The sequence below is a fragment of the Microcoleus sp. PH2017_35_SFW_U_B genome (genome assembly GCF_020737865.1).
Lineage (GTDB): Bacteria > Cyanobacteriota > Cyanobacteriia > Cyanobacteriales > Microcoleaceae > Microcoleus.
Genome location: NZ_JAEQDE010000078.1, coordinates 38,621 through 45,922, shown reverse-complemented (window position 1 = coordinate 45,922; position 7,302 = coordinate 38,621). Strand labels below are relative to the sequence as shown.

Below are 7,302 nucleotides of genomic sequence, written 5' to 3'. Positions count from 1 at the left end.
TTGGACTTATTTTATCAAAAATGCTCCCGAACTGGAGGAAATACCGGAAAAATTTGCATCAGTACCCGAAATGCAAACAGCTTTTAATATCGCCAACAGGTCAAGTTTAAACCTTGAGGAATTACAAGCATTAGAAAAACGGGAAATGTTTTTTGAAGACCAACGCGGTGCTGTTATCAAAGGGATGCAAGAAGGTCGCCAAGAAGGCCGTCAAGAAGGTCTAATTGAGGGACAAATAGCATTAATTTTGCGTCAAATCACGCGACGTACTGGTGAAATACCAGCAACAATCCAAACTCGCATCCAGCAGTTATCTTCCCAACAATTAGATGATTTAGGAGAAATTTTGCTAGATTTTACCAGTCAACAGGATTTGATAACTTGGTTGGAATCGATGTCAGCATAAAAGTATGACCCACCCTACAAGTCTAGAGTAGGGTGGGGATCCATCTATAATCTACAAGTTTGTTGAATATCTGGTAGCGACGCACCCTACCAATTATCACCACATAGCTAATCTAACAAGTCTGGTTCTCGGCGCACAATCATGTCATAAAGTGGTTGAAAGCTAAACCATCCCATGCGGTGAGAGCCTACTTGCTGCTGTGTCAAACGAGCACATTCTGGCTTGATGAGAATGGGTTTTCCGGCTGCTTCGGCCATTAACTGCGCCTGACAAGAACGTTCCATTGCAATAAACCACCAAGCTGCTTCATCTACTGTTTCACCTACTGTTAACAGTCCGTGATTTTGTAAAATAATTGCTTTTTTATCTCCTAAAGTTTTGGCGATGCGTTTAGCTTCTTCGATTTCCAAAACAACTCCGGTGTAATCGTCAAATAAAGCGTGATCCTCATAAAAAGAACAAGCATCTTGAGTCAGCGGGTCAAGCAACTTGCCCAAACTCGACCAACTTTTGCCGTAGGGTGAATGGGCGTGGGCTGCTGCGATTACGTCGGGCCGGGCTGCGTGAACTTGCGAATGAATGGCAAATGCTGCTTCGTTTACGGGTTTATTTCCTTCAACAACTTCGCCTTTGTGGTTGACTAAAATTAGGTCGCTGACTCCAATTAAACTAAAGTGCATTCCAAAGGAATTTACCCAGAAATAATCTAGGTGTTCGGGGTCGCGGACGGTGATGTGTCCGGCAATTCCTTCGCTGAATCCGAAACGACCAAATAATCTGAGTGCGGCGGCTAAACGCTGTTTGCGGTGGCGGCGTTCTTCTTCAATTGAGTTGAATGTGGGCGGTTGAAAAGTGACTTTTGGAACTTTTACTGCAATCATATATTTGGGAATTGGGAATTGGGAATTGGGAATTGGGAATTGGGCATTGGTTGTTATTTGTTATTTGTTATTTGAGCCGCGTTTCCTCAGACTTTTGACTGACATCCGTTACCTCCGCTACAGAATCCGTTGCCGAACTTCCTTCGCTCAAGCGCAAACCTACTATGTTTTTGCAGTCGAAAGTGGCGTTATTGCCGGGGCGCCGTTCGATTAATTCGATGATTTGTCCGGCGGGGTTTTGCAGAAACCACTGGGTTAATGAACCGTAGTTTAAAGGTTGATCTGACAGGGGCTTGAAGTTTTTATTTTGCCATATTGTAGCAGCATTCTGCACGTTTTCCACTCGAATCGCGACGTGGTGAACTGCTGCTAATCCTCTTTCTTGCTGGAAGCGGTTTTTTTGGTCGCCGGCTGCGTGGGGCGCATCCAATACTACTAAGCCTCCGGCTGGCATTAATAATGTCATTAAATGCAGCCATAAATCGGAGGGAATGTTAATGTTTTCCGAACAAAAGTTGATTGGGAATAAGTCGGGGCCTTCAACTGTTTTGGCGCCGAAGGGGCGAAAAGATTCGGCGTAGTTTTCGAGTTGAGTGCGACTGGGAAATGTGATGACAAAGTGGTCGATCGCAACTTTTTCGTCGTACAGGTGTGTTTCAAACGTCCAGGTTGTTAAAAATTCGGGAGTGATAAATTTGGGGTTGAATTCCAGTAAGCCGTTGTTTTCGAGGAAAGGTGAGTCAAGGTGGCGATCGAACTTTAGGGTTTGTAGATTCAAGTTTTTCATGTCTCTCACCCGATGTTAAGTACGCAAAACTGCGAATTTTGTCTGCATTCTGAAGTTGACGCACAGTTGATGCGCCTTGATTCAAAAATAACACAAAATTTAATACTGGCAAGCCGATCGCAAGTCCCAAACCTCGATCGACCAATCTCAAAGCCTAAAATAGTATCATTTGCCGATCGCGATTCCAGCCAACCACGCCGTAGTCCACGCACTTTGGAAGTTGAAACCGCCCGTCACGCCGTCGATATCCAAGATTTCGCCAGCAAAGAAAAGTCCGGGACAGCGGCGACTTTCCATTGTCTTGAAATCCACTTCCTTGAGGTTGACACCGCCGCAGGTGACGAATTCTTCCTTAAATGCGCCTTTTCCTGCGATTTGATATTCGCCTTGGACGAGTTCGAGGAGGAGTTTATCGATCGCCTTATTGGATAAGTCAGCCCAGCGTTTTTGTTCGTCAATGCCGATCGAACTTGTCAAACGTTCCCAGAGGCGGCGCGGCATCGGAAACGGACAGCTAGAGACGATTAATCGGTGCGACAACTGCGATTTGACTCCCAGCAGTTGCTGCCGCAAAACCTCTGCATTGTACTGGGGAAGCCAATTAATCAGCACAGATGTTCGATAATGGCGATCGTGCAAAAATCTCGCACCCCAAGCCGAAAGTTTGAGTACAGCAGGGCCACTGACACCCCAGTGAGTGATTAACAAAGGCCCGCTTTGTTCTAATTTTGCTCCCGGCAATTTCACCTTAGCATTCGGAACCGAAACTCCGGCTAAATCTTTGATTCTGTTATCAGCAATATTAAAAGTAAATAGAGAAGGGACTGGCACTTCTACAGTATTACCTAACTCTTTTGCCCATTTGAAACCCGACGGATTGCTACCTGTAGCGAGTAAAATGCGATCGCACTTAAAACTCTCCCCCGACTTCAACTCAACTTCAAATGTAGAGGCAATATCCCCGTGACCGTCTTCTGCGCCATTCCCCATTAACTTCTTTACATAAACGACTGCATCGCCCGTGCGAATTCTCACGCCTGCATCCTCAGCAGCGCGGATCAAACAGTTAACAATTGTCGCCGAATCGTCTGTAATCGGAAACATTCGCCCATCTTCTTCTGTTTTCAATTTCACACCGTGACTGGCGAACCAATCAACAGTATCGCGGGGTTGAAATCGAGTAAAAGCACCGCGCAGAGCTTTTCCACCTCTGGGGTAATTCTGCACTAAAACACCGGGGTCAAAACAAGCATGAGTGACATTGCAGCGTCCGCCGCCAGAAATGCGAACTTTTGCCAGGACTTGGCGGCCTGCTTCTAGTAAAGTGACGCGGGCTTGCGGGTAGGTTTTAGCGCAGGTAATTGCACTAAAAAAACCCGCAGCGCCACCGCCTATGACTGTAATTTTTAACATTCGATCGGACAATTTTTTTCTCGCTTATTCTTCTGGTTCAAAATCGGATTTTGTCACCCCGCAAGTGGGACAAACCCAATCGTCTGGGATATCTTCAAAGGCTGTACCGGGCGCTATGTCTCCGTCGGGGTCGCCTACTTCTGGATCGTAGACATAATTGCAAGTTGTACAAACGTATTTTTGCATTTGCTTCGCTCAATTTTATATTGTTAGCTAGTAAATTGTACATTACAGATCAACTTTGTGCAATACCAGAAAAATTAAATCTTTCACAAGTTACAATTCACAATTATCAAATAGACCTCGGGCAAAAATAAATAGGATGCTGCTCAGAGCATCGTCCCACATTTTTTTGGGTGCAGCGGCTTGTGCAAGCAAATATGTTTGTAGGGGCGAAGCATGACCTCGGTAAATATGGGATTATAACTAATAATTTATATGCGGTCATGCGAGAGTCCTCTTCAAAAACCAGATGCACCCCATAGATTCTGCTTCCAAGCACTCCCACTCAGCATTTTCTGCTGCTATATCCGTGTCGATTTGGTCTTTATTCGCAAAATAGTAGGCTAATGCCCCATGAATTTGTGCTAAAGTCAAGTGCGGTATTTCATCAATGATTTGTTGTGGAGTCATCCCGGCATTAAAATCAATAGCAATGTTTTCTACTGTAATTCTAGTTCCTGCAATTCGCGGGTGGCCGCCGCAAGTTCCCGGCGTGCACATAATTAGCGTTCCAATATCAACGGCAGTTGTCATATTTACCTCGATTGAGTTAAGTTTAATTTATTGTAATGCAGCTTCATTTCTACCCGATCGCACTTTCGCAACATTAACCAATGCCCTTAGCACCTTTGTTTCCTGTCGTTCATCCCATTCTCAAATCGGCTTTTCCCAAATGTCTGTGGACGGGAGATATCAACAGCCGAGAAATTGCCCTAACATTTGACGACGGGCCGCACCGGCTGCACACACCTCAATTGCTAAAAGTTTTAGATAAATACGACATCAAAGCGAGTTTTTTCTGGCTGGGTTTTTGCGTGGACAGGCATCCAGAAACGGCTAAAGAAGTATACGATCGCGGACACTGGATCGGCCTCCACGGCTACCAGCACGTATCGTTTGCCAAACTCAAAACTCACGAACTCAAACTAAGTTTAGCAGACACGCAAAAAGCAATTAGCAAAGCTTGCGATTTAGACCCAAAATTAATCCGCGACGTGCGGCCGCCAAACGGCATTTTTACGCCGCGAACATTAGAGTTATTGCAACAGTGGGAATATCGCCCGGTAATGTGGAGTGTTGTCCCGGAAGATTGGGTGCGGCCGGGGGTGATGAAAGTTACGAGTCGCGTCGTGCAGCAAACAGAAAATGGTTCAATAATTGTACTGCACGACGGTTATTGCGGCGGCGAAGATGTGGCGACTTCTGCTGATAAAATTATTCCATTGCTGTTGTATAAAGGTTACAAGTTTGTAACAATCGATCGCCTTTGGCAACAAATTTCTGCCTGATGGCGTCAGTGCGATCGCTCCTGGAAACTCAAAAATCTGGTTTTAAACGGATATTAAGGGTTTCAGCAAGTATTGCGATCGAAAAACCCGGTTTATGTTCAAAAGTTCAATTTAGGAAAGAGGACGCGAAGATGGCACTAAAAGCAGACACTTTTTATAACCCGCCGCGCTTGGTAGGAGACGACACATCGAAAAATGTTACGCTTTTCGTGGGACAACTTGTTAATTTTTCTGGGGGAGGCTGGTTGTTGGGCGGAGAGGATACTGTAACGGGTTCCTCAGATGCAGAATTGATTCTAGGGAATGCTGGTGACGATCACATTTTTGGCAATGATGGCAACGATTCACTTTATGGCGGCAAAGGCGAGGATTTGCTGGTAGGAGAAAATGGCAACGACTTACTCAAAGGCGAAGTAGGCAACGATTCTCTCATCGGTTTGACAGGCGACGACATTTTGCGGGGAGGAAAAGGTAATGATGCACTGTTTGGCGGCTTCGGCAACGATACTCTCAACGGCGATATTGGTGTAGATACTCTCACCGGAGACGAAGGCAATGACGTATTTGTACTCACAAATAAACTCGGCGGTTCTACAGTTGCTCTAGCAGATACTATTACTGATTTTGACAAGGGCGAGGATAAAATTGCCTTAGCAGAAGGGCTTCAGTTTGAAAATCTCAGAATTTTGCCCGACTCTCAAAATCCAAACGATACTGTAATTCAGCAAAATACAGGGGAGTTTTTGGCAGTTTTAAAAGATGTTAGCAGCAGCACTTTAGCTCGATCGGACTTTATTGTTCCCGGCACGTTAGCCTTTAGCACCAATGATTTCATCACCAATGAAAGCAGTGTTTCCAAAACTGTCACCGTGACTCGCACAGACGGCAGTGACGCTGCTGTCAGCGCTACAGTAACGCTGGATTATCCCAATCCATTTGTTGGGGCCAGCCTGCGGCCATCAAACTTAAATGCTGCCTTTTTTCCAGTCAAGTTAGGTACAGTCAATTTTGCCGCTGGAGACACTACACCTAAAACTGTTAATATTCCTTTAGTCGATGATGAAATTCGTCATTATCCTCGATCGGCTTTGCTGACATTGACCGAACCTACGGGCATCACCAATATTAGCACGCAGAATACAGCTACATTAAAAGTTCTAGACGATAGTAACCCACCCTCTCCGATTGAAACCTTCACTTTCGTCAATGCGATCGCAGCCGACGGCGATCGACTGCTCTTCGGAGGCATCGCCCCTTTTGTAAAATCTGCAGGATCTGCTAGCTTGTTGGATACCAATACGGGGAAATACGTGCAGTCTTTTTTTCCGCCGGGGCCGGGATATCCTGTTGTTGTATTTGGCACTCAAGTCGCTCTAGCTAACAACAAAGCCCTGATTGCATCTGACTACAACCAATCATATCTGTTTGATACGAATACAGGTGGCTTACTCCAAAGCTTCAGCACTGACAATACCAAACTTTCTAACTTGGACGCTGCTAGAAAAGTCGCCTTTGTTGGTAACAACGTTCTGATTTCTCCCCCTCCAGACTTACCTTTCAGTTATCAAGAAGTGGCTCCTGCATACGTGTTTGACTCCAATACAGGCGCGCTACTCCAAAGTTTTTTCAGTCCCATCCCGAGAAATCTTTTTCCGATCGAATATGCAAGTGCTGTCGGAAACAAAGTTGCGATCGCAGGCTTAACAGACAAACCGTCCATTAATGCAGCAGTTTATCTGTTCGATAGCATCACCGGTCAACTTCTCCAGACTTTACCAAGCCCAGATCCTGGAGACGGCAGCTTTACTTTCGGCAAGGCGATCGCAGCAGTTGGTAATGATGTTCTCATCGGAGCGCCATTTGCCGATAGCGGTAGGGGTGCAGCGTACCTGTTTGACGGCAATACAGGCTCATTGATCCGAAAATTTTCCAACCCAAACCAACCCGATTTCAACTTATACACAAACGATGGTTTCGGAGGTAGTTTGGCAGTTACAGACAGTGAGATTCTGATTGGAGCCAGCTCTTACGAGTCTCAAGGCGCTGTATATCGCTTTAACAGTACAACAGGGAACTTGATAGAGACTTATTTGGGTACAGTTCCACCAGGAGCAACTTTATCCTTTCCGCCTACAACAGTTCTAAGAGTTAGTTCCTTTGGGGATAACATCGCGATCGCAGGTGACAAAGTTGCTATCACCTATATTATTCCACGCTTCCGTGTATCAGGCGCTACTGCTGCTTTGTTTTAGCAGAGATAGTCAGAAACGAGGGTTTTTTACAATAGGAATTACGCATTCCCAC

At 45.5% G+C, this 7,302-nt stretch carries 8 protein-coding genes; 3 read left to right on the top strand and 5 right to left on the bottom strand.

Annotation, left to right across the window (positions count from 1 at the left end):
- Positions 1 to 406: DUF4351 domain-containing protein (locus JGK36_RS21755; RefSeq protein WP_293181163.1), on the top strand; the 406-nt coding region annotated here is incomplete at its 5' end.
- A gap of 107 nt (positions 407 to 513) precedes the next feature.
- Here the strand turns inward: JGK36_RS21755 and JGK36_RS21750 are convergent.
- From JGK36_RS21750 to JGK36_RS21730, 5 genes are all read right to left on the bottom strand, one after another.
- Positions 514 to 1,287 carry a class II aldolase/adducin family protein gene (locus tag JGK36_RS21750; protein ID WP_293181160.1) on the bottom strand — a complete coding sequence of 258 codons (774 nt, stop codon included), beginning with the start codon at positions 1,285 to 1,287 and terminating at the stop codon, positions 514 to 516.
- A 67-nt stretch (positions 1,288 to 1,354) separates the two neighbouring features.
- On the bottom strand, positions 1,355 to 2,074 hold the full coding sequence (locus JGK36_RS21745; RefSeq protein WP_293181157.1) for a hypothetical protein: 720 nt from the start codon (positions 2,072 to 2,074) through the stop codon (positions 1,355 to 1,357).
- Positions 2,075 to 2,239: 165 nt separating this feature from the next.
- On the bottom strand, positions 2,240 to 3,487 hold the full coding sequence (locus tag JGK36_RS21740) for an NAD(P)/FAD-dependent oxidoreductase (RefSeq protein WP_293181154.1): 1,248 nt from the start codon (positions 3,485 to 3,487) through the stop codon (positions 2,240 to 2,242).
- A gap of 24 nt (positions 3,488 to 3,511) precedes the next feature.
- Complete coding sequence (rd, locus tag JGK36_RS21735; protein ID WP_293181151.1) at positions 3,512 to 3,673, bottom strand: rubredoxin; 162 nt, start codon at positions 3,671 to 3,673, stop codon at positions 3,512 to 3,514.
- 258 nt (positions 3,674 to 3,931) lie between these two features.
- Positions 3,932 to 4,243, bottom strand: coding sequence for a DUF433 domain-containing protein (locus JGK36_RS21730; protein ID WP_293181148.1), 312 nt, complete (start codon positions 4,241 to 4,243; stop codon positions 3,932 to 3,934).
- 80 nt (positions 4,244 to 4,323) lie between these two features.
- Here JGK36_RS21730 and JGK36_RS21725 point away from each other — a divergent pair, with 80 nt between their 5' ends.
- Both JGK36_RS21725 and JGK36_RS21720 read left to right on the top strand, forming a co-directional pair.
- The gene (locus JGK36_RS21725) at positions 4,324 to 4,998 is read left to right on the top strand and encodes a polysaccharide deacetylase family protein (RefSeq protein ID WP_293181145.1); all 675 of its coding nucleotides are present in this window, start codon (positions 4,324 to 4,326) and stop codon (positions 4,996 to 4,998) included.
- A gap of 131 nt (positions 4,999 to 5,129) precedes the next feature.
- Positions 5,130 to 7,250 carry a hypothetical protein gene (locus tag JGK36_RS21720; RefSeq protein WP_293181142.1) on the top strand — a complete coding sequence of 707 codons (2,121 nt, stop codon included), beginning with the start codon at positions 5,130 to 5,132 and terminating at the stop codon, positions 7,248 to 7,250.
- Positions 7,251 to 7,302 lie beyond the last annotated feature (52 nt).

Bases quoted from the DNA above. Each gene is read 5' to 3' on its own strand.
- JGK36_RS21750 (WP_293181160.1), bottom strand. From the start codon at position 1,287: ATGATTGCAGTAAAAGTTCCAAAAGTCACTTTTCAACCGCCCACATTC.
- JGK36_RS21745 (WP_293181157.1), bottom strand. From the start codon at position 2,074: ATGAAAAACTTGAATCTACAAACCCTAAAGTTCGATCGCCACCTTGAC.
- JGK36_RS21740 (WP_293181154.1), bottom strand. From the start codon at position 3,487: ATGTTAAAAATTACAGTCATAGGCGGTGGCGCTGCGGGTTTTTTTAGT.
- rd (WP_293181151.1), bottom strand. From the start codon at position 3,673: ATGCAAAAATACGTTTGTACAACTTGCAATTATGTCTACGATCCAGAA.
- JGK36_RS21730 (WP_293181148.1), bottom strand. From the start codon at position 4,243: ATGACAACTGCCGTTGATATTGGAACGCTAATTATGTGCACGCCGGGA.
- JGK36_RS21725 (WP_293181145.1), top strand. From the start codon at position 4,324: ATGCCCTTAGCACCTTTGTTTCCTGTCGTTCATCCCATTCTCAAATCG.
- JGK36_RS21720 (WP_293181142.1), top strand. From the start codon at position 5,130: ATGGCACTAAAAGCAGACACTTTTTATAACCCGCCGCGCTTGGTAGGA.